Consider the following 22951-nt stretch of genomic DNA (forward strand, 5'->3'; position numbering starts at 1 on the left):
ATGGGCTGACTTCTGGTAAGTCTATGGTTCAAGGAAAACGGGGATAGGCTCATGACTGCAAAAATTGTTCCGGTTATTATGGCTGGCGGTAAAGGAACTCGTCTCTGGCCACTGTCGCGGGCTTCCGCGCCGAAACAGTTTCTCAGTATTTTGAATGACGAGTCGCTTTTTCAGAAGACCCTTGTTCGGGTAAGCGACGCTACGCGTTATGAGCCGGCCATTATCGTGACCAACGCCGAGTTTCGGTTTCTGGTCGCTGAACAGGCGCGCGAGGCCGGGGTGCCGTTGGCAAGGATCATTCTGGAGCCGATTGCCCGCAATACTGCTGCAGCACTAGCGGCAGCTGCGGCCGTCATCATCCGCGACTTTGGCTCCGATACTCTCATGCAGGTTCTGGCCAGCGACCATGAAATTGATGCAGGCAGCGTTTATTTTACCTGTATCGACCATGCCGCAGAAGCTGCCCGGGCGGGCAAGTTGGTGACTTTCGGCATTACGCCGACGGAACCCGCCACCGGCTTCGGCTACGTGGAACGGGGGGAGCCGCTGACGGATGGCGCCTATACTGTGAAGCGGTTTGTTGAAAAGCCCGATGCCGACAGGGCAGAGGAGATGATCGCCACAGGCCGGTTTTCCTGGAACTCAGGCATGTTCATGGTGCCGGTCCAGCAGTTCATGGATGAATTGCGGGAGTTTGCACCCCTTGTCTATGATTCGGCGGTCAAGGCGGTTGAGAAATCCCGTCATGACCTGGACTTTGATCGTTTGGATGAGGCGGCCTTCTCCCAATCACCGGATATCTCCATCGACTTTGCCCTGTTTGAGAAAACCGCCAACGCCGCTGTTGTACCATCGTCTTTTGCATGGTCCGATCTTGGCAGTTGGGATGCGGTGTGGAAGCAGGGGGATAAAGACCCGCAGGGCAATGTAGCCATCGGGCAGACGACACTGAATGATACGCAAAACTCGTTGGTGCTGTCGAAGGACATTCATGTTGCCGTTCAGGGATTGAGTGACGTGGCCGTCATCGCCAGCGATGACGCGGTCTATGTGGGCCGTTTGAGTGACAGCCAGCTTGTTGGAAAGGTCGTCAAGCGGCTGGCGGCAGACAAGACAACCGCGACGCTTACCACCGTTCATCGCACAGCGTATCGTCCCTGGGGCGCGCAGACGGCGCTTTTAGAAGGGGACCGCTTTGAGCTGAAGCGTTTGATCCTGGCCCCCGGCAAGAAGATATCCCTTCAGAAGCACTACCACCGTGCAGAGCATTGGATCGTCGTTCGTGGAACCGCAGAAATCACGATTGGAGGCGAAACGCAGCTCCTGTGTGAGAACGAGTCCATGTTCATTCCTCAAGGTGAACAACACCAGCTGTCCAATCCCGGCAAGATGCCGCTGGAGGTCATCGAAGTCAGGACCGGCTCATACTTCGGTGAGGATGATATTGTGCGCGTTGGCAACGGAATGGCCGTCGGGGAGTTCGAGTAGGTCGTTTAGTGAGAGGGAGGCGGGCCGCATCATGTTTGACAGCCGGTTGTTTGAAGGACGCACGGTCGTTTTGACCGGGGCAGGGCGCGGTATCGGTGCAGCAGTCTTAGAGGCGTTTCTGCACTGTGGCGCGCGGGTCATTGCCCATGGCGGGCGCGCTCCTCCTGCCGGTGGGCCAGACGGATTGAGCGACGCCCGACAGGATGGCCGGGTGCAGATGTTCTATTCGGACTTCTCAACCTCTGACGGTGTTACGCGTTTCGCAGAGTTTGTACGTGATTCGACGCATGAGATAGACGTGCTGATCAACAATGCCGGAACCATGGTCGGCCGTTTTCCTGCCGAAACCCTCACGAACGACCAGTACGCGTCCATTGTTCAGCTGAATCAAACTTCGGTGGTGGAACTGACGCGCGAACTTTTGCCGCTCCTGCAACGAGGCCAATATCCTGCCATTGTCAATACCGTTTCGATTTCGGCGCGGATGGGCGGAAGCGCGGGTTCGTCCATCTACGCCGGCACCAAAGCCTTTGTGGCAACCTATTCCAAGGCTTTGGCTCGGGAGCTTGCCGCCTCAGGCATCCGCGTCAACTGTGTTTCACCCGGTACAATCGCAACAGATTTTCATGAACGCTATTCGTCGCCAGAGAAACTGGAAGCTACCCGTCTGTCGATTCCCCTCCAACGTTTGGGAACGGCGGAAGACTGCGCGCCCGCCTATGTGTTTCTGGCGGCCCATGCGTTGTCCGGCTACGTAACCGGGCAGGTGCTGGAGATCAACGGCGGTCAGTTCATTGGCTGAGCGGGTTGTTGAGACTGAGCCGCTTGCAGAGAGATCGACCAGTGTAACGGTTCCCAGAATCCGTTGGCGACAGGCACGGCGCATTAACGACGTGCGTCATGTCCCGGAGGAGGTCGCCATTGCCTTTTCATACGCTGGCTCTACCCACGCGGTGATGATGGCAACGCCCGCAGACCTCATGGATTTCGCCTTGGGTTTCAGCCTGACCGAGGGAATTGTGTCCACGATTGACGATGTTGATCGTATAGAGGTCGTCCATGATGATCACGGCATTGACGTGCAGATCTGGCTGCGGGCAGAAAAAGGGGATGCGTTGATTGCACGTCGTCGCCATATGGCGGGTCCCGTTGGCTGTGGTCTGTGCGGTATTGAATCCATCGATCAAGCCATGCGCACGGCTCCGCCTGTCCAATCTACGCTTAATATGTCTGCCAATCATGTTGCGGAAGCCACTGCCGCCTTGAATGCTCAACAGCCACTTCATCAGATTACGCGTGCTGTCCATGGTGCGGGCTTTTTCATGCCTGGCGCAGGGATGGTTGCCATTCGGGAGGATGTGGGGCGACACAATGCGCTCGATAAGCTGGCTGGCGCTCTTCTCGCATCTGGTCATAGGGGCGGAGACGGCGCCGTCGTCGTCAGCAGCCGAGTGTCGGTGGAGATGGTACAAAAGACCGCACTGATCGGCAGTGGGATACTGATCGCGATTTCGGCACCCACTGCTCTTGCGTTGCGCGTGGCGCAGGATGCCGGCATCACCGTGGTTGCGCTGGCGCGGGGCGAAGACTTCGAAGTGTTCACCCACCCGAAACGGATCGATTTCGGGCAGGTCTGATTGTCAGGATTTCGTTCGTTCCAAGAACGGCTCACGCTGAAGCGGTCAGTTCTTCTGTCTCGCGTTCTTTGAACATGCGGGCCAGATTCAAGAAGCAGATCATCCCGTTTTCATTGGCGATAATGCCCTCAGCAAAGCTCTTGTCGAATGACGTGGTGATCTCCGGAACCGGCTGTACTTGATTGCTGCGCACGGTCAAAATATCCGATACCCGGTCAACGACCAAACCAATGACCATATTATGGACTTCGGCCACAACAATTGCGCTGCGTTCATTGGCAACCGTGCTTTTCATGCCGAGCTTGTGGGCGAGATCAATGATTGGAATGACCGTACCGCGCAGGTTCATCACGCCCAGTACCTCCGGCGGAGAGTGGGGGATAGGTGTTGAGGGCGCCCAGCCGCGAATTTCGCGGATGGTTGTGGTCTTGACGCAGAACTCCTGGTCATGGAGGCGGAACGCGATGATTTCTAGCGTGTCGCCATCAAAGCCTGTCGGTTTCAAACTTGACATTAAAATTGCTCCCAATTGTCCTGTGCCGCGGCGGCGGTCGTTGTTTGCAGGGCCGGGCGCCTGACGACCGCTGCACGCGGGCGGGCAGAGCCCGGCTTGGCGGCATGGACCGCGTGCGCGGGCACGGCGGCGCGTTCGCCCACCTTGAACTGCGCCAGCAGGTCTTGAAGGGCTTCTGCCTCACCGGCCAGGCTGTGGCTTGCTGCGGTTGTCTCTTCCACCATCGCTGCATTCTGTTGTGTCGCTATATCTATATTAGACAGCGCATTATTAATTTCTTTTAAACCACCAGCCTGCTTGCGAGCCGACTCCACGATGGCATCCACATGTTTGTTGATGTCCTGAACCTGCGTCATGATTTGTTGCAGGGCCTGGCCAGTATCGCCGACCAAACTTACCCCGGCCTTGACCTGGTTGGAGGATGTGGTGATGAGGCTCTTGATCTCCTTTGCCGCGTTGGCAGACCGCTGTGCCAATTCCCGCACTTCCTGTGCAACAACCGCAAAGCCTCGTCCGGCATCTCCAGCGCGCGCCGCCTCAACGCCAGCATTCAGCGCCAGCAGGTTGGTCTGAAACGCAATCTCGTCGATGACGCCAATGATATTGCTGATTTCGCGGGACGAGCCTTCAATGTCCGCCATGGCAACAACGGCGTTCTTCACAACGCTGCCGGAGCGTTCGGCATCGTTGCGCGTCTGGTTGACCAGAACTCCGGCGTCTTCCGCCCGGCGAGCGGTATCGTTGACCCATTCGGTCACTTCCTGAAGCGACGTTGCGGTGGAATCGACCGAGACAGCCTGCTGCTGCGTACGGTTCGCCAGATCGCTGGCAGCTGCCCGGATTTCAGCGGAACTGCTGGCAACCCCACGCGCGTTGATACCAACGGTTTGAAGGGCTTGTTTCAATCGCGAAACGGAATCATTGAAGTGAACCCGCAGGCCGTCCAGCGCGGGAATGAACGGGGTATCGAAACGCTGGTCAAGATTTCCTTCGGCGAGCGCTTGCATGCCCGCGCCCAGTTCCTGACACGCCCGAACACGATCCGTCACATCGGTAGCAAACTTGATGACCTTGGTCACTTTGCCATCCATGTCGAAAATCGGGTTGTAGCTGGCCTGTATCCAAACCTCGCGACCACCCTTGCCCAAGCGCAGAAACTCATCGGCGATAAACTGCCCGGTGCGAAGACGCTCCCAGAAGGATGTGTATCCCGGGCTCGCGACATATTCGCTCGCACAGAACATCGAATGGTGCTTTCCCTCGATTTCGCTGAATGTATAGCCTAGCACATTCAGAAAATTGGCGTTGGCAAACACGATTTGGCCATCCGGCAAAAATTCGATGACAGCCTGGACGCGATGAATTGCTTCAATGATGCAGGCATCCTCGGTGGTTTTCAGCTTGTCCGCCGTAATATCGGATGCAATCTTGATAATCTTGAGCGGGCGGCCGGCTGAAGACAAGACAGGGTTGTAGCTGGCCTGAATCCAGACTTCGCGACCGTTTTTGGCGCGACGCTTGAACTCACCGCTATCAAACTGCCCCTGACCTAACTTTTTCCAGAAATCGGAATAGGCCTGGGTCGATGCATACTGCTCATCCACGAACATGCTGTGGTGTTTTCCCACAATTTCTGCCTCCGTGTAGCCCATCAGAGTGCAGAACGCTGGATTGGCAGACAGAACATGTCCAGACAGTGAAAACTCAATCAGTCCTTGGGATTTGCCCAGCGCTTCAATAATCGCTTTGGCATTGTTCCGTCGACTTTTGAAGAAAAAGACCATTTTGTACCCCTGATATACGCAACTGCCGGGCATACCCCACCCGGCATTCATCAACACTTGGTCATGAACGCCATACTACGCACCAATGTGCACAATAGATTTGTTCACCCTGCCGGAAATGACATTGCTGATAAATTAGCTCCGGATAATCCCTGAAGAAGTAAAGCCAGCAGACATCACTAATATTCGAAGGACAGTAGCTGCTCAATAATTTAAGGAAAGCTTAAATTGAATGATTGCATGCAATACAGTCACAAATAAAGAGCCTATTTTCTACTTATAAGTGTACTATGAAAATCATACTCTACTAAAAGTATACGTAGGTTCATGCGGGCAAGTTCGCTCCCGCTGCTCTATGCACCGCGTGTCGGCCGGTCCAGAACGCGCCGTCCGAACAGGCTGGCTGTCATTTCAACAAGAATACGGGCGCTTTTTCCGCGATCATCCAGAAACGGGTTCAACTCAACCAGATCCAGCGATGAGACCAGGCCACTATCGCACAGCATTTCCATGGCCAGATGCGCTTCACGATAGGTGGCGCCACCCGGAACGGTTGTACCAACACCAGGCGCAACATCGGGATCCAGGAAATCAACATCGAAGCTGACGTGAAGAAGGCCTCCGGCCTGTGCAACGGTCTCTATAATCCCGCGCATGATATTAGCCATGCCCTGTTCATCAATGGCACGCATGTCGAATACATTCACGCCATTGCGCTGAATTTCTTCCCGCTCCCGCTCATCGACCGAGCGAATGCCGACCTGAAAAACGTTGCGCGGGTCAACCATGGGGCGATCTGCGGGCAGGATAGGGGCAAATTCCGCCTGACCGCAGAAGAAGGCCACGGGCATTCCATGCATGTTTCCGGATGGAGAGGTCTCAGGTGAGTTAAAATCGGTGTGGGCATCCATCCAAAGCACAAACAACGGCTTGCCGATGGATGCGGCGTAGCGCGCCATGCCCGATACGCTGCCCATGGACAAGGCGTGATCGCCCCCCAAAATGATCGGGATGCTGTCATCCGCTGCGGCTTGGTACGTTACGGCTTCAAGGGCACGGGTAAACCCGCTGACAATGAAAAAGTGCTTGGCATTGGCAACAGGGGTGAGATCATCCGTATTGGCCGGGCTCACATCACCGTGGTCGGTAACGGTGAATTTCAGCTCCTGAAGGACCTTGTCTACACCGGCTATGCGAAGTGCCGCCGGCCCCATGGCCGCGCCCCGTCGGCCGGACCCTTCTTCGAGAGGTGCGCCAATCAGGGAAATTTTACGAACGGTCATGACATGCTCCAGATGCTGCGTTTCATGCATAGTAGATATTGTCGTGTTGGCGGACAGCCGGAAATTTGCTGAATCCGTCAGCGTCATTGTACAGTTTGTATGGGTTAGCTCAAAAATATGACAGTCAGCGGGTGCACACCCGCGAATCGCTCAGTGGATCGTTATTATAGGGTTGAAACGAAAAAACCGGCGTGATGCCGGTTTTTCAACTTCCTCAAGAGCAATGATCAGTACTCGCGCTCGTAGAAGACACCGGCGGTGCCTTCGCCGTTTCCGCCAGCGGAACCTTTAAGCTTTACGCCTCGTCCCACATCGAGATTGATGGTGGCCTTGCCGCCGCCCGCCTCAGAGCCTTGCTCAAGCTCCAGATAGGTGCGGTCGTTAAGGTACTTGCCCGCGCGCACCGTTGCGCTGCCATCATCACCGGTGCTGACATCCAGATCATCGACGCCAAGCTTGCCGCGTAGCCCTTCCAGAAGCGAGGTTGATCCGCCACCGGCCAACTGGCTGACGGCGCTGGCGAGCTGCGCAATCTGAAATGCCGAGAGGTTGGAAAGCGAACGGTTGAAGATCAACTGTGCCAGAATTTCATCCTGCGGCAAGGCGGGTGAGGAGTTGAACGTGATCGCGGGATTGTTGGCAATGCCGGATACGTTCACAGTGATCGTGGTGGACTTGGCCGAACTGGATGCGACAAGATCGAGCGTGGGAATGAGATTGCCGCCAAACCCGATTTCGCCCTTGGAAAACTCGAGCCGCTTTCCGAGAATGGCAATGCGACCACGGCGCAACGAGAACCCGCCCGAGACGGCAGGCGCCGACGTCGTTCCGCGAATGGTCAGATCACCGCCGAGTTCGGCGTCGATGCCGCGTCCGCGCACAAACAGGCGGCCGGGGGAGGTAACCGTCAGATCAAGAGCAATGCCACTGCTTCCGCTTGCCCCCGTTGCTGCGGCCTTGCCGTCCTTCGTCTTGGCGGCCATCGCCCGCACACGCGCTGGCGCGTTGCGGTGCTTGATATTGATGTCCGACAGGGATGATGGCAATTTTTCGGGAATGGTGATGGCTGCACGGTTGATGACAAGCCGTCCGCCCAGCACAGGAGAGGCCGTCAATGGGCCTTTCAGCGTGACGGTGCCATCGACATTGGCGGTGATGACATCGCCATCCACATAGACAGCATTGCCGAGTCGGACGGTCAAATCGGCGGGAAAGCCCGAGCCGATCCCAATGGTGCCGCTGGCGCTGACCGTTCCGCCGGTTGCCAGCTGACCAGACAGGGTGGAAATACGCGCCTGCGTGCCAGTGAGTGCGATATTGGTCGTCAGATTGTTGATGGCGAGGTTGCGCCGCACATCCACCAGACGTCCACCGGACGAGGTGACGGTGCCGGTGACCCGAGGCGCGCTGGCATTGCCCCCAATGGCAACATCCACCCGAGCGGTGCCCGTAAGCGTAAAGCCTTGTTCCGCCAGAATGGAGGCCAGAAGCGCGAAGGGTACATTGCCGTTGAACTTGAGGTCCAGCGGAATGCCGTTGCCGAGGCCGACATTGCCGCCACCCCGGAAAGCAAGCCCTTGAGCGCCGGTCAGGTTCGTATCCAGCGTCACGCGGTTGTTGGCGTACTGGCCCTTGGCACTGATGGCGATAGCGCCGAGCCCGGCGGATTTTGTCTGTGCAACGGCTGCGCCGGTCCAGTCGAGATCATAGGCCACAACCGGCGCGCTTGCCTTGCCGGTCACGTCGACCGATCCGGAGATAGCACCCTCCGCACCCAGTGTTGGGGAGAATGTGTTGATCAAGGACGCTGGCAGGGCGCGTAGCCGCACATCGAGGTCCAGCGTGTCACCCGCAGCACCGCTGACGGCAACACTGCCGCTGCCTGCCTGAATGGTAAGATTATCCAAACGCGCGCGGCCATTCTGCACCACTACGGTAGAGGGGGATGCGAGTTTCAGAGCGATGCCGCGCGGTGTTGCTGCCAGCGCATCCAGCCGCACTGTCAGCGTGCTGTTGGCATTCTGAATCTGCCCCTTGGCCAGAAGTGGACCATCATCATACCGACCGGTCAGATCGAACACCGTGACCGGTCCCGACTGGGTAAAGGCAAGTTTGAGATTGCTGGCTTCGGTTTCGCCAGATTGAACGCGGGCGGTTGTCACCTGTCCCTTGATCGCCAGCGCCGCCAGATCGGCAATGGTGATATCGGCAACGGGCTTGTCGATGACAATGCCGGCGCTGCGAATGCCGGACCCGTTCGCCTTCAACGCAATTGCGGTCTTGCCACCGCTGGTGTTGATGCGCGCCGAGCCCGCCAGATCGCCGGATGCCTTCTGCCCCGCCATTGCGGCCAGCAAGCCAATATCGGGGAAATTGAAGTCCACATTGCCATCGGGCTTGTAATCGGCGGTCAGCGTCAGCGCACCGTTCAGGCGGTTTTCCCCCACCTGTGCTTCCAGCACTGGAATTGAAATCAGTCCATCTTTGGAGACCAGATTGGATTTGACGTTGATTGCCTGCCCATCCAGCGCGCCGGATGCCGTCAGGTTGGCCTGCGGGCTGGCAGGGTCGGCATTGGCGTCGATGGTCACGGTCAGATCACTGAGGGTGCGGCCAGCGAGCTTCGCCCCGCTGGAGGTCAACGTTCCCTGTATCGACAGGGCATCGACCGGACCGGATGTGTTTGCCGTAAAGTTGACAGCACCGCTGGCATCACTCAACAGTTTGCCGATGTTGGGCAACGAACCGGTCAGCGCCGCTGTCAGCCCGGTTTCATCGAATGCCACCGTGCCATCGGCGTTGATTGTGTCCGAGGTGAGCTTCAGGCCGTTGACGGACAGCTTGCCGTCACCCGTGCGGGTCAACTGCCCCGAAGCCCCGATGGTGCTATCGAAGCGCGCGGCGACTGCGTCCGGCAGAGCCGCAGGCATGGCGAACAGTTTCAGGTCTGTAGTAACAGCAAAGTCGCTTAACTGCACTGTCCCGCTGGCACTGCCGCCCAGACGCGCACTTTCCAGCGTCAACGGCTCGAATGTCAGGCTCGAAGGCGATACGGCAAGTGTGGCATCAATCTTGACCGGGCCCTGTATGGCGCGGTTGATATCCGCATTGGTCAATTGCGTGGTTGCTGTTTGCAGCGTGACGGCAAAATTGCCCTTCTGCTGTGCCATATCAAAATTGCTGCTGAAAGCCTTCAGCATCACGCCCTGAACCTGGCCCTGCGGAAGTGCTACGCTTTCAATATCGGCGGTCGTATCAACAATGGCGGAATTGGCGTTGCCCACCAGTGTGATATGGGCGGAATTGATCAGCGTGCGAACTTCGCCTTCGGCCAGAGGCCAGCGAAAATCGATCGGTCCGTTTTTACCGGTGAGCGTGGCCTTGAGGTTGTTCTGCGCCACTTGGCTCACCACGCCGGAGGCCGACAAGGCCAGCGCCCCGGTCGATACCTGTCCACGCTCGATGCGTACCGTGTTCTGCTTGTCGAAAACAGCGGACACATCAATGTCCGTCTGGCCTTCAAACAGGGGACGGAAAACCGGGGGCATCATATCGCTGAATGCGCCGCCACCCAGAAGTGACACGGTCCGCTCTCCACTTTGCGCCAGTTGGTGGCTGCCGGTCAGGGCCAGGCGTTCGGTCCCATCCAGAGCCGCCGTCAAGGAACCTTTCCAGTCGGAGAGGGGACCGTTGCCGGTGACCGCCAGATTAACCGCGGGTTCACCCGGCAGGCGAAGGATTTTCGAGAGAACACCGCCCTTGGGTTCGGCAATTTTGGCTTCCAGCTTCAACTCGTTGCCTGCTGGATTATAGACCAGATTAGCGGTCGCGTTGGCCTCCGGTTGCTGTTGTTGAGCGGCGGCGAGCTTGAGCGCAATGCGTTCATTGGTAGCGTCGGCACTGCCGCGCAGCGTCAATCTCTGTTCCTGCCCGGCAAGCGCTTCGCCGATCAGGATTTCTGGCAGATCAAGGTTGGCGATCTTGATATCGACGGGCAGAGCAAATGCGGAGCGAACCTCTTCGGTCTCCTGCGAAGCAACGGGCAGGCGCTCCAGCCGGAATGTGTCCGCAACAATATTGCTGGCGTCGAATGTACCGTTGACCAACGCCAGAGGTGACCAGTCAACCGTTAGGTTACGGACTTCCGCGTAAACACCCTTGGAGTCCGTTAGTGAGATAAAGCCTGCCTTCAGGTGGCCGCTCAACAGGCCAGATGGGTCATTGATGGTCACCACCTGATCCGGCGTGGAGGCGAGTTTCTCGATCCAGCCCGCAGCCAACCGTGCGCCGGGACTGGTAAAGCCGAGAAAACCAACGGCTGCGACGACCAGCAGCACAATGGCCCCCAGCGCATAGGCAATCCAGCGAAGGGCGGATGTGAGAAAGTGACTCGATCTGTTCATGCTCTATCCATACCGCATCTTCGCGTTCAGCGGAATCTTTGTCGGGACGGGACCATTCCTGGCTAGAAGGCCTGCCCGATACCGGCGTAAATGCCATAGCTCGTGCCGCCATTATATTTTTTGAGCGGTATGGCCACATCCAGACGGATGGGCCCAAACGGTGTGGCGTAGCGCAGCCCGATGCCCGCACCGGCGCGGATATCCTTGAAATCCGGCGTGCTGTCTGCTGACACGGTGGCGGCATCGATAAACGGCACCACAGAAATTTTCTCGGTAATGCCCACACGCATTTCCACCGAACCCTGCACGAAGGAGCGTCCGCCCAGAAGCTCGTTCTGCGCATTGCGGGGCGAAATTTCCTGGTAGGCATAACCGCGTACGGTGCCGCCACCGCCAAGATAATAGCGTCTCGTAGCCGGAATGTTCGACAGATCACCCCCGCCGACAATGCTGCCAGCAGCAAGCTTGCCCGCCAGAACGAACCGGTTCTCCGACCCGAAGCCCTTATAGGCGGTGCCGGAAGCCTCGAACGTGCTGAAGAGCGTGCCGTTGCGCGTCTCGTAGCTTGGCTTGGCACTGAGCGTTGCCCGGTAGCCAGTCGTCGGGTTCAGCTTGTCGTCGCGCGTGTCGCGCACGTAATCGAGCGGAATGCTCGCGGTCAGATACTTGTTTTTGCCAAACGGGTCTTCGATGTCCGCATAGGCAAGTTCCGCGCCCCCGGATATTGTGTCCTGTTCGGACAATTCAAACGAAGCGCCCACTGCGCCCGTAAAGGTTGTGGCCTTGTAGGCGTCGGGGTCGAGAAGCGCGGCTCTGGCGCTGGCGGTAAAGGTAGATGCGGGGCCGAAGGCACCCGGCTTGGCGAAGGCAATGCCTGCGGAATAATTGAGTTTGTTAACGTCCTTGCTCTCTCCGATGCGATCCACCGATCCTTCGATACGAAGGGATTCTGCGCGCCCGAAAAGGTTACGGTGGCCCCAATAGCCGAGCAGGCCCAGACCTTCCGTCGTTGATACCTGCGCACCTGCGCCGAAATAACGGTGCTTGCCTTCCGAGACTTCAATGGTCAGGGGCAACGACCCATCCGGTTGCAGTTGATTGGCTTCGCGGATCGTAACACTGGAGAAGACAGAAAGCTGACGCAAACGATCAGACGCCTTCTGGAGCCGCTCAGGCGAGTAGGGTTGTCCCCCATTCAGCCGCGAATACTCCGCTACAAAGTCGGGGTCGACCGTCTTCGTTCCTGTAACGGCAACGGGTCCGAGCGTTGCAACCGGGCCGCCTTGCGCACCGATCTCAACATCGACTGTCGATGTGGCGTGGTCGGCAACGGCATTGCGCGCAGTCAGCTTGGCGAACGGGCGGCCTTCCGATTTCAGGTCAGCCACCATTTTCTCACCGGCGCGCAGGATGACCGTGGATTTGGCCTCATCACCGGGGTTCAGGTCGTAATCAGCGGGGTTGCGCCCGCTGGCGTCACCGGTAAACCGGATCGTACGCAGCGAAAACACCGGCCCGGGCGTCACCGTCACAGTCACCGGAACCGGCTGTCCTGTGGCAAACTGCGGATCGGGCGGCAGATCGTCCAGCGCACGGCCGGCGATGCGAATATCGACCAGCCCACCATAACGCGCATTCTCGTAGAGTGCCGCCAGAATGCGGTCGCGATCATCCCGTGCCTTGATGGCAAGGCCGAGATTGCCGGAGACGGCTTTTTCCCGATCCTGATACAGCAGTGAACTGTTCTGGATCGTTTCGCTCAAATCCTCGTCGCCACCGGTTGTGTTGAGCGTCAGCTCATACCGGATGGGATCAATGACCTCAGGTTCGGGCTCCCCTTCGAAGAATGATAGTCCAAAGATCTTGAAGGCATAGGCAGGCACAGCCGAAACGGACACCAGAACAAGGCCCGCTGCAGCCGCAAATGCGGTGCCCGCTTTATGATACGCAATACTCAAACCGGACCGCCGCAACTTTTGCATCTGGATTTCAGGCTACTCTTCAACATTTGCCCGCCTCGATGGCGAATGGTACATTTGCACGATTCAATTTTCTGAAATGTTAACGATAACGATTTGATCTGCACTGTTTTATTGTTTCGCGTTCGAGCCACCCGTCCCAAAACTTGGCCGATGAAACATAATAGCCACAAAAAAACCCCGGCGAGCCGGGGTTGATCCTTGAGATATCAATAGCCGCCACGGCAATCATCAATAAAGCGACGGCCATAACGGTCGCGGTAGTAGCACTGACCGGGCTGCTCGTTCACGTTGCCGATGACGGCGCCGGTAACACCACCCAAGGCTGCACCAACTGCTGCGCCACGCACATTGCCGGTAATGGCACCGCCGAGAATGGCACCGCTGGCAGCGCCGATACCGGCACCTTTTTCCGTCTGCGAGCAACTGGCAAGCGACAGCGCTATCAGCACGAAGGCAAGAGTCTTTTTCATAGTCTTCTCCCGTTGAAATGGCATCCGCTGGCACGCGGACACACGTTTAAATCGCCATGCCATGACGGACCTGAACAGGCAATGAATATCGGAAGGATTGGCCGAAGCAACGCCTGGCCGCCGCTAAAAACTCTCGAAATCCAAGAAATTCCGACCGGTGACTTGACACATATCAAGGTGAAATGATTTGAAAGCGGTATGTAGTTTGGAATGATTTTAAAAGATGAGCCCTTTTGACGCAGGTGGCGGTTTCAGCGCCCCGAAGGGTTGACGGTAGGCGGCGAAATATCAAATAGATAGCCGTGTTATGGAGACGAAAATGGACTTCGAGAGTTTCTTCAAAAGCGAGCTGGACGGACTGCACGAAGAAGGCCGATATCGCGTTTTTGCTGATCTGGAGCGTCAGAGCGGCAATTTCCCGAAAGCTTTCCGTCACACCGCCGATGGAATTCAAGAAGTCACTGTCTGGTGCTCCAACGATTATCTGGGCATGGGCCAGCACCCCAAGGTAACCACTGCCATGAAGATGGCCGTAGACCAGTGTGGCGCGGGCGCGGGCGGCACACGCAATATTTCTGGAACCAACCACTATCATGTGCTGCTGGAGCGTGAGCTCGCAGACCTGCATGGCAAGGAAGCCGCACTGCTGTTTACCTCGGGCTATGTGTCCAACTGGGCAGCGCTGGGCACACTCTGTTCGAAGATTCCCGGTGTCATCGTCTTTTCAGACGCCGGGAATCATGCCTCCATGATCGAAGGTATCCGCTACTCCAAATGCGAGCGGGTTATTTTCAAGCATAACTCGGTCGCTGATCTGGAAGCCAAGCTGCGGGCTGCCGATCCGCGTGCACCCAAGATCATCGCGTTCGAATCCGTTTATTCCATGGATGGAGACATTGCGCCGATCAAGGACATCTGTGATCTGGCCGACAAGTACGGCGCCATGACCTACCTCGATGAAGTGCACGCCGTTGGCATGTACGGCGCGCGGGGCGGCGGCATAGCCGAGCGCGAAGGTCTGATGCATCGCCTGACGGTGATTGAAGGCACACTTGGCAAGGCGTTCGGCGTCATGGGCGGTTACATTGCTGCGTCGACAGCACTGTGCGATTTTATTCGCAGCTTTGCCTCCGGCTTCATCTTCACCACGGCGCTGCCGCCTGCATTGGCGGCTGCGGCCACGGCCAGCATCCAGCATTTGAAGGAAAGCCAGCAGGAGCGTTTCGCCCATCAGGAGCGCGTGCGTCGCCTGCGGTCCCTGTTGGATCGAAATGGCATTCCGCACATGGACAATCCAAGCCATATTGTACCGGTCATGGTTGGCAACGCTTCGAAGTGCAAGTGGATTTCGGACCTGTTGCTCGACAATTGCGGTATCTACGTTCAGCCGATCAATTATCCCACGGTGCCGAAGAATACCGAGCGTCTGCGCATCACGCCAACGCCGTTCCACTCGGATGCGGACATCGACCATCTGGTCCGCTCGCTGCACCAGTTGTGGTCGCGCTGTGCGATTTCCCGCGCGGTAGCCTGATCGATCAAGAAAGAAGCTCGGTGGCAATGCGCCGGGCTTCCTCATCTGCCGCAACAATGTCGTCCATATGGGCTGCGGGTGGCAGATGGGCCATGCGGTCCATAACCGCCTCGACAATCTCCGCCATTCTCAGAAAACCAATTCGGCCTTCGACAAAGGCATCGAACGCTGCTTCTTCAGCACTGTTCAGCACGGCACCTTGCAGGCCACCACGCTCCAATGCCGTGCGCGCCAGCCGCAGCGCAGGAAACCGCGTTTCATCCGGCGCTTCAAAATCCAGCCGGGCAAGTTTGGCAAAATCCAGCCGTTCGACATCCAGCGCGGTGCGACGGGGATACGTCAGGGCATAGCCGATGGCGGTGCGCATATCGGGCACACCAAGTTGCGCCATTACCGCGCCATCGCTGTAGCCAACCATGGAATGAATAATCGATTGCGGATGAACGATGACTTCTATCTGCTCCGGGCGTACATCGAACAAATGTCTGGCCTCGATCATCTCAAACGCCTTGTTGAACATAGATGCGCTGCCAATGGAGATTTTCAGACCCATGGACCAGTTCGGGTGCGCGCGGGCCGTTTCAACGGTTACATTTCGCATGTCCTCCAGTGTGGCCGTACGAAAGGGACCACCAGACGCAGTCAGAATGATGCGCTCGACGGCGTGGCGCTGATCGCGCTCCAGAGACTGGAATATGGCGCTATGTTCACTGTCAACGGGGATCAGTCTGCCACCACCCGCGCTCACGGCCTTGACGAACAGATCACCCGCCGACACCAGACATTCCTTGTTGGCAAGCGCAATATCTGCGCCGCGATGGGCGGCGGTCAGGGTGGGGGCAAGGCCCGGCGTGCCAACGATTGCCGCCATGACCCATTCGGCATCCATGTCCGCTGCTTCGATCAATCCGGACTTGCCTGCGGCGACGTTGATACCGGAGCCGGAGAGCGCGTCTTTCAGCGCTGCAAACAGGGTTTCGTCTGCCGTTACGGCGAGTTTTGCACCGACATCGCGCGCTTGCCGGGCCAGGAGCTCGACATTGCCGCTGCCAGTCAGGGCGAGAATGTCGAAGCGCTCCCGCCCGCCCAACTGCGCAATCACATCCAGCGTATTGGTGCCAATCGAGCCGGTTGAGCCGAGAATGGTCAGTTTGCGTCTGTCAGAAGTGCCCGGTGCCATGGTCTGTCCATTATTGTTCTTGTCCTCCGTCTACAGGGCAAACATACGGGCAACAAGTCTCGACAATGGAACCTTTCCTGTCTTTGTCGGGTTTGGCAACGACGGTTGAAAGCCATTCAACCACAAATACAGGCATGGAGAAGATTATGCAGATTCCAAACGGTACGGTTATCGCGGTTGTTGATGGTGAGGCGTTTCGCCTGTTTCGCAATGGCGGAGACGAAAGCAATCTGCAACTGAGCGCATTGCCGGAGCCGGATGTGGACTCCAACAACCGAAGCGCCGGCGCCCGTCACCAGAGCTCATCCGCCAACCCCGACGACAGCCAGCAGGACGAAGATACGTTTGCCGCGGGCGTGGCCGACAAGCTGAACAAACAGGTTCTGAACGGAAAAATCGCGTCGCTGGTAGTCATTGCCGCTCCCCGTTCACTCGGTGAACTGCGCAAGCATTATCACAAATCGCTATCGGCGGTTCTGGTGGGTGAAATCAACAAGGATCTTACGGGCCACTCGCTGCAGGACATTGAAAAAGCTATTCAGGCGCAATAACGGGTGAAAGACTGGTGATTCCGGCGCGATTCGAACGCGCGGCCCCCAGATTAGGAAACTGCTACAAGGCCCTGCAACGCAGGGCTTTGCTGTATCCATGTCGCGCTCATGTTGCAGTCAAGAGAGAAAGGCCCGCTCTGCGGCTGCCATTTCGTCGGTGTCGTCGCCTTTCGGGAACAGGTGAGAATACCGGTCCATCGTAAGCGCGATTGTCGAATGACCCATGCGTTCCTGAACGACTTTCGGCGGCAAGCCTAAACCGCCGTCTTCTTTCCGGTTCACGCACCATGATGCGAACCAGTGGCGCAGCGCATGAAGGCCGGTGTATTTTGGCGCAAGGATCGGTTGACCCTTTTCATCCACTTCTCCGGTATCCACGGTCACGCCCGCAGCGATCCATGCTGGATGCAATCCGCGCCGAAGGATGTTATTCAACTGCTCGACGTTGCCGACGCCATTCGGGAAACATAGCTCCAACGCCATGACCTTTTCGCCTTTGGCGTCCAGTTTTCCAGTGTCGCGCTTTGGGCAGGCAAGTTTCCATTCGCGCAGTGCGTTAATGACCATGGGCGGTGCCGGTATCGTCCGTTCACCCGATAAGGATTTCGGTCTGCCGATATCGTTAAACTTGTCAGCGCGTTGATGGACGCGAATTTCACGCTTGTCCATATCCACATCCTGCCAGCGCAACCCGCGCAGTTCGGACGCTCGCAGCCCGCAAAATGTTGCTGTCATGATCAAGGCCCGCCAGCGACCTGTCAGCGACCCGAGGAGAGCTTTGACCTCGTCTCTGGTGGGAATGTCTACGCCAACCTTTAGACGCCCCTTCTGGCGTTTCTCTTGACGGCTTTCCCCGGATCCTCGCCGCCCTTTCATGTCACGCACGACATTGCGGGCAACAAGCCCGCGTTCTTGCGCATCAGCAATCAATGTCCCCAGGCTGACAAGCACCTTTTTGACCATAGCGGGGGATCGATCGGCAGCCCGCAGTTCATCCTCGAAGGATCGTATCTTTGCGATGGATAGCGATGACAGTTTTGCCGATCCAATTAATGGGACGATGTGCAGCCGCAAATGCCGCTCATAGTCTGCAATGGTCGCACGCTCCAAGCCCGTTGACCTCGCGCTGGCCATCCACAGCTTGCCCGCAGCTTCAACCGTAGCGCTGGCGCTGTCGGCAACGTGAACGCCTTCCCTGACCTCGACGGATGCCGTAGCAGCAAATGTGGACGCATCCTTCTTACGCTCAAACGTTTTCAGGCGGCGCTTGCCAGCCATATCGACGTAATCGACAACCCAAGCTTCCTTTTCGATGCCTTTGGGCGTGGTCCATTTGCGCTTACGGACGGACATTTGTTACTCGGTAAAGCTAAATGGATCAGAACCTTTTGGTTGCGGCGGTTCTTCGCCCCGCAAACGATATTGAGCTTCTTCTGGAAGTTGCTCAAACCTAACTCGATCCCTGAGCTTGTCCTGAGGCATGTTACGAATAATTTTTGCGGCAGCTTCCAAGTCTCCTGACCGTATACTTTCTGCTATGCCTTCAAGGCTACGCGAAGGTAAAACGCGAGCTAAAAAGTGAGCGTCTTCATAAGAGTCAGCGTCTTGTGGGCGCGGTACAGCAAATTTTTCGGTTTTACCTGTTCGGGTTTGCATTTTTTGTTCTTCTTCATCCAGTTCATACTGATCCTCTTGCTCTTTGAACTGAATTTCCGACAAGCGGTTCTGGTAACTAAACCAGAGTGACGCAACTTCGTCGCGTATTTCGCTATCCACTCCAGTGACGCGGCCACTTACGATACCTTGGACAGTGTCCTGCATGTCGATAACGAATTGATTAATTCGTCCGTCTGATTTGCCGGAAGCCAAGGCAGCAAGTAGGTTAGCCATGTGCTCCATGCGATCATCAATATCCCACTGCTTGGGATATTCACGCTCCAAAAGGCGTAAAATTTCTTCTCCAGCCGTTCTACCTTGGCGCTGAGCGTAGACCGATATGCGATCCATTAGGTCTTCAGGCAGTTCAGGTAGGCCACGAAACGATTGTTCAAGACGCTGCACGATTTCGGCGTTTACGGAACGGTTATTTTGCCTCGCTGACTCGGTAACCGTGAGCTTCATCTCTTCAGTGAGTCTCAGTTTAAGCTGAGGGTCCTCTCTCGCCATAACGATCTCCTTAACAATTTCTCAAGGTTATGCACCACTGTGGTCTTGACTTCAAGTAACCACGGTGGTTAGGTGATCACCGTGGTTAACATCTGGTTACGAAGGGACTGTAAGTAATGGCAGATACCGTAAAAACTGAATTGATCTGGGGTGGAGCTGAGATTGCGAAAATTATAGGCCGCACCCAACGTGTAACATTTTCCTTGCTCGAAAAGGGCGAGCTACCAGCCAAGAAAGTTGGCGGACGCTGGGTTGCCGAACGCGGCAAATTGATTGCGTTTTTCATGGAGCCAGCAGCATGAGCCAGACAAAGAGAAAGCCCGGAGAGGTTGCACCCTCTGCCGAGCTTGGTTCTCAGTATCCCGCGAAGGAAACCAAAATGAACGATTATTGCAATAACATCGAAGTTCTTAAAAATCCAGTAATGAGCCGCAGAAAGGCACTGGGCTTGATGGCTGTTGTTTCCGTCGCCCCTACCACCGTTGTCGGCGGTGTGCTTGCAAGTCCTGTATTCACCACATCGCACTTGCAAACTCTATTCGACAAGCATTCTGAGGCGTGGAGAGCAGATTGCAATGCTTGGGACGCCCTCGCGGTTTTTGCGGATGACCCGGCCCTAAGCGACACTTGGATTGAACATGTAGAGGTTGCAACGCTAGTAGGCGCCGCAGATCAAAATGGCGTATCAACACGCACACCAATCTACAAAGGCTCAAAAGAAGCCATCGAGGCATATTATCTCAATCGGCTGCGTTTACGTGTGGATTTCAATTCGTCAACGGCCACGGATCGCGAAAGGCAATCTGTAGAACGTTGCCAAGCGAGGATCGCTGAAAAGTGCGCCGAGCTAGATGCCATCAAGGCATCGAACAAGAAGATACATGACGATGCCGGTTACACTGCTGCATTGGCCGCAGCGCAGGCGTCTTCTGATCATGTAAAAGCGATTGAAGCTCAAATACTGTCTTACGCGCCCTACAATATGGCAGAGGTCAGGGCTCAGGCGAGATGGATTTCACAAGTCTACGCCGACCACGAATATAGCTATCTGCATGAACGCACGGACGTGCTGGAAACTTTGCTTGCGACGCTGAGTAAGGCTGCCGAGGTGACGGTATGATCAAGATTACCGAAGATCATCTTGATCACCTGTACGACACCATTGAGGTAATGAACCTCGCCATCCACACCCTTGGCAACGGCGATGCTGGGGCGCAAGCACAACAATCCCTTTCGTGGATTTTGGGCACCAGCAGACGTCGCTTAGAGGGCGTCCGAAACGACATTGAATTGTTGAAAAGCGAAATGGCTGGCGCGGACTATCCAGCGACTGACCCACTCTTAGAACTTGGCACCCAGATTTTGGCGGTCATGGAGAGGATACAACGGCAGCGGTCTGCACGCGAAAGAGGTACGACATGACGGCTCTTCGCGACTATCAAACAGCGGCGGTCAGCGCAATTGTTTCCGCTGTCCAAAGTGGACAAAACCCTGTTGCCAGCCTTCCGACCGGCGCAGGTAAAAGCATGGTAGTAGCTGGCATCGTTGATCGTCTGTCGGTACGTGGCAATGAACGTATCGTTGTAACTGTGCCGTCCAGGGAACTCGCTGAACAAAACGAGAAGGCGTTGCGCAGACTGCTTCCATCAGCCGATATCGGAGTTGTCTGTGCATCTCTGGGCAGAAAGGAACTGGGCTCACGTATTCTTGTTGGAACACCCCAGAGCCTCGCTGGCGTCATTAATTTCGATCCCGATCACATCATTGTTGATGAAGCTCACCAAATGCCGCTTCACAAGGGCTCTTGGTTTGCGCGTCTGTTTGCGGGACTTCCACGGGGGCGGGATACATCTAGGGTCGGGTTGAGTGCTACCACCTTCCGAACTGCCGATGGAGCGATCTTTGGTAGCAAGGCGTGGTTCAACTCGCAGCCATTCGAAATCGGTGTGAATGAGTTAGTGCAGCGGGGATTTCTAGCCCCGGTGCGATATGTTGCGCCTGATGCTCGCATGACAACGAAAGGCGTTTCCAAAAGCGCAGGCGATTATAACCAAAGCCAGCTTGTGCGGGCAAATCTTGATCAAGTTGATGCTCAAATTGATATCTTTGTTGCCGCGCTGGCAGACCGGTCGAAAGGGCTGATATTTGCTGTCACCGTTGATCATGCTGAGGCGTATGTTGCATCGCTAAGGCGTCACGGCATTAGAGGATCGCTCATCATTGGCGCGATGTCTCAGGCAGATAGAGAGGCCTCCGTCAAATCCTATAAGCAGGGGAGAACCCGCGTTGCGGTGACAGTTCAAGCGGCGCTAACGGGCTTTGATGTCCCCGACATCGACTTGATAGCATCGTGCCGCCCAACGATGTCGCCAATTATTCACACGCAATCTGTCGGACGCGGCACACGCCCATACGAAGGCAAGTCCGACTGCTTAGTGTTGGACTTTGCGGGCAACGTAAAAACTTTTGGTCCGGTTCATGATCCTCATTTCGACAAATCAGGGCAGCCGCTTGGAGGGATTGCACCTTGGCGCCCATGCCCGGCATGCACAACTTACAATCACGTTCAAGCGCATACGTGCCTTCACTGTGAGCGTGTCCTGAAAGCGCGGAAAGCCGTTACCGCTGAGCAGCTTGAATACGGGTCGATTAACTGGGGTCCTGAGCAAGCAGCAGTGACTGCACTGACAGAGGTTCGCGGCTTTCGGGGGCTGTCTGTGGAGTCGATTGCTTTGCATGCTTACCGGAAACCGTCGACTGGCGGGTTATCATGTATGCTTTCAGTTGGGCTTGGAGGTGAAGCAATTATCCGCGTTTGGCACAAGCATCTTAGCACCCGCTGGTGGCGCGACTTATGGGCAATGTTGCTCGGTGACTTGCCTGCCCCTGAAACCCTTGAAGAGGCCTACGCGAGGCGCGGCGAGCTTGTCAGGCCCGCATCAATTGACATTGAGCGCAATGGCAGTTTCTGGAGCATCACAGCCGCCGCCTATGACGATGAAGTGGAAGAGAGGGCCGCTGCATGATCCAGGCAAACGGCTTCTACTTGATGCCAACCTTGCCAAGGGAATTGGCGGGCCATCTGAAAGCTATGCCACGCGATAAACAAGCGTGGCCTGAAGATTTTCGCAAAGCATACGATCTATGCCATTCGGAATTTTGGCAGGCCAAAAAAGAGTTTTCAACGTGGATCCGAAAGGACCGCGATTCTCGCATGAACAGGACGGCAAAGGCTATCCTTCTCCTGATTCTTGATTGTCTGAACTGTGACACTGGTCGATGTGACCCGTCGCATCAATTCATTGCCGATGAAATTGGTATCAGCGTGCGCACTGTTGAGCGAACCATTCCGAGGATTGTTGCTTCTCAATGGCTGTTCGTATTGCGGCGCGGACGCACAACAACGAACTTCTATCGGATTTGTGCGCCTGTCTCAAAGGTCAATCATATTCTTGATTATTCAACCACACTCAAGGAACGGAGAACAGAGGAAAGAGAAGAGCGTCGGTACCATCATGGCCGATTAAGTGACCCGACAAAAATGGCGGATCACTCACACCACGAACCGACAAAAATGGCGGATCACGAACCGACAAAAATGGCGGGTCATGAACCGACACAAATGGCGGGTAAACATATGAAGAGAACATGGGAAGATGAACATGGGAACAAGGGGTCTTGCTCTGAAGGTAGTGAGGGTACGTATACGCATGTGCGCACGAGAAACGAATCTATCCCTGATGATGAAGCCGCTTTTTCCCGCTGGATAAATGCACACATTCCTGACCGTACCCGCCACCGAGAAGCGTTGAAGCTCTTGCGTGAGCGACGAATGACGCCCGAAGATTTGCGGAGGCTTGCTGCATGAGTGAGCAACTCGACTTGTTTGTTTGGGCTGACAATCGCACGACTGCCCGTATCATTGACATAACTCCGATCATTGTTCGGCTCATGCCTGA

At 56.2% G+C, this 22951-nt stretch carries 19 protein-coding genes; 10 read left to right on the plus strand and 9 right to left on the minus strand.

What is annotated here, in order from left to right; all coding sequences use genetic code 11:
- Positions 1–51: 51 nt before the first annotated feature.
- Genes IFT84_RS13455 through fdhD form a run of 3 tightly spaced genes read left to right on the plus strand, consistent with a single transcriptional unit; the run spans position 52 to position 3125 of the window.
- A complete protein-coding gene (locus IFT84_RS13455; protein ID WP_192120187.1) occupies positions 52–1488 on the plus strand; it encodes a mannose-1-phosphate guanylyltransferase/mannose-6-phosphate isomerase in 1437 nt (478 codons plus the stop codon).
- A 31-nt stretch (positions 1489–1519) separates the two neighbouring features.
- The gene (locus IFT84_RS13460; protein WP_192120188.1) at positions 1520–2290 is read left to right on the plus strand and encodes an SDR family NAD(P)-dependent oxidoreductase; all 771 of its coding nucleotides are present in this window, start codon (positions 1520–1522) and stop codon (positions 2288–2290) included.
- A complete protein-coding gene (gene fdhD / locus IFT84_RS13465) occupies positions 2283–3125 on the plus strand; it encodes a formate dehydrogenase accessory sulfurtransferase FdhD (RefSeq protein ID WP_192120189.1) in 843 nt (280 codons plus the stop codon). Before IFT84_RS13460 ends, fdhD begins: the two co-directional genes overlap by 8 nt.
- A gap of 31 nt (positions 3126–3156) precedes the next feature.
- Here fdhD and IFT84_RS13470 read toward each other — a convergent pair whose 3' ends face one another.
- From IFT84_RS13470 to IFT84_RS13495, 6 genes are all read right to left on the minus strand, one after another.
- The gene (locus IFT84_RS13470; RefSeq protein ID WP_192120190.1) at positions 3157–3639 is read right to left on the minus strand and encodes a chemotaxis protein CheW; all 483 of its coding nucleotides are present in this window, start codon (positions 3637–3639) and stop codon (positions 3157–3159) included.
- Positions 3639–5423: a methyl-accepting chemotaxis protein gene (locus tag IFT84_RS13475; protein ID WP_192120192.1), complete on the minus strand. Its 1785-nt coding sequence runs from the start codon at positions 5421–5423 to the stop codon at positions 3639–3641. The genes IFT84_RS13470 and IFT84_RS13475 overlap by 1 nt, the downstream gene beginning before the upstream one ends.
- Positions 5424–5776: 353 nt before the next feature.
- Positions 5777–6706, minus strand: coding sequence for an arginase (gene rocF, locus IFT84_RS13480; RefSeq protein ID WP_192120194.1), 930 nt, complete (start codon positions 6704–6706; stop codon positions 5777–5779).
- A 227-nt stretch (positions 6707–6933) separates the two neighbouring features.
- A complete protein-coding gene (locus tag IFT84_RS13485) occupies positions 6934–11109 on the minus strand; it encodes a translocation/assembly module TamB domain-containing protein (protein ID WP_192120196.1) in 4176 nt (1391 codons plus the stop codon).
- Positions 11110–11171: 62 nt separating this feature from the next.
- A complete protein-coding gene (locus IFT84_RS13490) occupies positions 11172–13091 on the minus strand; it encodes an autotransporter assembly complex protein TamA (protein WP_192120199.1) in 1920 nt (639 codons plus the stop codon).
- A gap of 206 nt (positions 13092–13297) precedes the next feature.
- On the minus strand, positions 13298–13561 hold the full coding sequence (locus tag IFT84_RS13495; protein ID WP_192120201.1) for a glycine zipper domain-containing protein: 264 nt from the start codon (positions 13559–13561) through the stop codon (positions 13298–13300).
- Between the two features lie 319 nt (positions 13562–13880).
- Here IFT84_RS13495 and hemA point away from each other — a divergent pair, with 319 nt between their 5' ends.
- Complete coding sequence (gene hemA, locus IFT84_RS13500) at positions 13881–15095, plus strand: 5-aminolevulinate synthase (RefSeq protein ID WP_192120203.1); 1215 nt, start codon at positions 13881–13883, stop codon at positions 15093–15095.
- A 4-nt stretch (positions 15096–15099) separates the two neighbouring features.
- On the opposite strand, the gene dxr is transcribed toward hemA, so the two are convergent.
- A complete protein-coding gene (gene dxr, locus IFT84_RS13505; RefSeq protein ID WP_192120205.1) occupies positions 15100–16275 on the minus strand; it encodes a 1-deoxy-D-xylulose-5-phosphate reductoisomerase in 1176 nt (391 codons plus the stop codon).
- Positions 16276–16421: 146 nt separating this feature from the next.
- On the opposite strand from dxr, the gene IFT84_RS13510 reads away from it, so the two are divergent.
- Complete coding sequence (locus tag IFT84_RS13510; RefSeq protein ID WP_192120207.1) at positions 16422–16826, plus strand: host attachment family protein; 405 nt, start codon at positions 16422–16424, stop codon at positions 16824–16826.
- A 117-nt stretch (positions 16827–16943) separates the two neighbouring features.
- On the opposite strand, the gene IFT84_RS13515 is transcribed toward IFT84_RS13510, so the two are convergent.
- Both IFT84_RS13515 and IFT84_RS13520 read right to left on the minus strand, forming a co-directional pair.
- Complete coding sequence (locus IFT84_RS13515; RefSeq protein ID WP_192120209.1) at positions 16944–18179, minus strand: tyrosine-type recombinase/integrase; 1236 nt, start codon at positions 18177–18179, stop codon at positions 16944–16946.
- Positions 18180–18182: 3 nt separating this feature from the next.
- Positions 18183–18992: an Arc family DNA-binding protein gene (locus tag IFT84_RS13520; RefSeq protein ID WP_192120210.1), complete on the minus strand. Its 810-nt coding sequence runs from the start codon at positions 18990–18992 to the stop codon at positions 18183–18185.
- Between the two features lie 116 nt (positions 18993–19108).
- On the opposite strand from IFT84_RS13520, the gene IFT84_RS13525 reads away from it, so the two are divergent.
- The 5 genes from IFT84_RS13525 to IFT84_RS13545 are packed head-to-tail and all read left to right on the plus strand — an operon-like array spanning position 19109 to position 22860.
- On the plus strand, positions 19109–19294 hold the full coding sequence (locus IFT84_RS13525) for a DNA-binding protein (RefSeq protein WP_192120212.1): 186 nt from the start codon (positions 19109–19111) through the stop codon (positions 19292–19294).
- Positions 19291–20112, plus strand: coding sequence for a hypothetical protein (locus IFT84_RS13530; protein ID WP_192120215.1), 822 nt, complete (start codon positions 19291–19293; stop codon positions 20110–20112). The genes IFT84_RS13525 and IFT84_RS13530 overlap by 4 nt, the downstream gene beginning before the upstream one ends.
- The gene (locus tag IFT84_RS13535) at positions 20109–20414 is read left to right on the plus strand and encodes a hypothetical protein (protein WP_192120217.1); all 306 of its coding nucleotides are present in this window, start codon (positions 20109–20111) and stop codon (positions 20412–20414) included. The genes IFT84_RS13530 and IFT84_RS13535 overlap by 4 nt, the downstream gene beginning before the upstream one ends.
- Entirely contained in the window at positions 20411–22018 is a 1608-nt protein-coding gene (locus IFT84_RS13540) for a DEAD/DEAH box helicase (protein WP_192120219.1), read from the plus strand. The genes IFT84_RS13535 and IFT84_RS13540 overlap by 4 nt, the downstream gene beginning before the upstream one ends.
- Positions 22015–22860 carry a helix-turn-helix domain-containing protein gene (locus IFT84_RS13545; protein WP_192120221.1) on the plus strand — a complete coding sequence of 282 codons (846 nt, stop codon included), beginning with the start codon at positions 22015–22017 and terminating at the stop codon, positions 22858–22860. Before IFT84_RS13540 ends, IFT84_RS13545 begins: the two co-directional genes overlap by 4 nt.
- Positions 22861–22951 lie beyond the last annotated feature (91 nt).

Source organism: Rhizobium sp. CFBP 8762 (assembly GCF_014841565.1).
Taxonomy (GTDB): domain Bacteria; phylum Pseudomonadota; class Alphaproteobacteria; order Rhizobiales; family Rhizobiaceae; genus CFBP-8762.

Coding starts and splice junctions, on each gene's coding strand:
- IFT84_RS13530 (WP_192120215.1), top strand. CDS start 19,291: ATGAGCCAGACAAAGAGAAAGCCCGGAGAGGTTGCACCCTCTGCCGAG.
- IFT84_RS13485 (WP_192120196.1), bottom strand. CDS start 11,109: ATGAACAGATCGAGTCACTTTCTCACATCCGCCCTTCGCTGGATTGCC.
- rocF (WP_192120194.1), bottom strand. CDS start 6,706: ATGACCGTTCGTAAAATTTCCCTGATTGGCGCACCTCTCGAAGAAGGG.
- IFT84_RS13520 (WP_192120210.1), bottom strand. CDS start 18,992: ATGGCGAGAGAGGACCCTCAGCTTAAACTGAGACTCACTGAAGAGATG.
- IFT84_RS13475 (WP_192120192.1), bottom strand. CDS start 5,423: ATGGTCTTTTTCTTCAAAAGTCGACGGAACAATGCCAAAGCGATTATT.
- IFT84_RS13490 (WP_192120199.1), bottom strand. CDS start 13,091: ATGCAAAAGTTGCGGCGGTCCGGTTTGAGTATTGCGTATCATAAAGCG.
- IFT84_RS13470 (WP_192120190.1), bottom strand. CDS start 3,639: ATGTCAAGTTTGAAACCGACAGGCTTTGATGGCGACACGCTAGAAATC.
- IFT84_RS13535 (WP_192120217.1), top strand. CDS start 20,109: ATGATCAAGATTACCGAAGATCATCTTGATCACCTGTACGACACCATT.
- IFT84_RS13455 (WP_192120187.1), top strand. CDS start 52: ATGACTGCAAAAATTGTTCCGGTTATTATGGCTGGCGGTAAAGGAACT.
- IFT84_RS13525 (WP_192120212.1), top strand. CDS start 19,109: ATGGCAGATACCGTAAAAACTGAATTGATCTGGGGTGGAGCTGAGATT.
- IFT84_RS13460 (WP_192120188.1), top strand. CDS start 1,520: ATGTTTGACAGCCGGTTGTTTGAAGGACGCACGGTCGTTTTGACCGGG.
- IFT84_RS13540 (WP_192120219.1), top strand. CDS start 20,411: ATGACGGCTCTTCGCGACTATCAAACAGCGGCGGTCAGCGCAATTGTT.
- IFT84_RS13495 (WP_192120201.1), bottom strand. CDS start 13,561: ATGAAAAAGACTCTTGCCTTCGTGCTGATAGCGCTGTCGCTTGCCAGT.
- dxr (WP_192120205.1), bottom strand. CDS start 16,275: ATGGCACCGGGCACTTCTGACAGACGCAAACTGACCATTCTCGGCTCA.
- IFT84_RS13510 (WP_192120207.1), top strand. CDS start 16,422: ATGCAGATTCCAAACGGTACGGTTATCGCGGTTGTTGATGGTGAGGCG.
- IFT84_RS13545 (WP_192120221.1), top strand. CDS start 22,015: ATGATCCAGGCAAACGGCTTCTACTTGATGCCAACCTTGCCAAGGGAA.
- hemA (WP_192120203.1), top strand. CDS start 13,881: ATGGACTTCGAGAGTTTCTTCAAAAGCGAGCTGGACGGACTGCACGAA.
- IFT84_RS13515 (WP_192120209.1), bottom strand. CDS start 18,179: ATGTCCGTCCGTAAGCGCAAATGGACCACGCCCAAAGGCATCGAAAAG.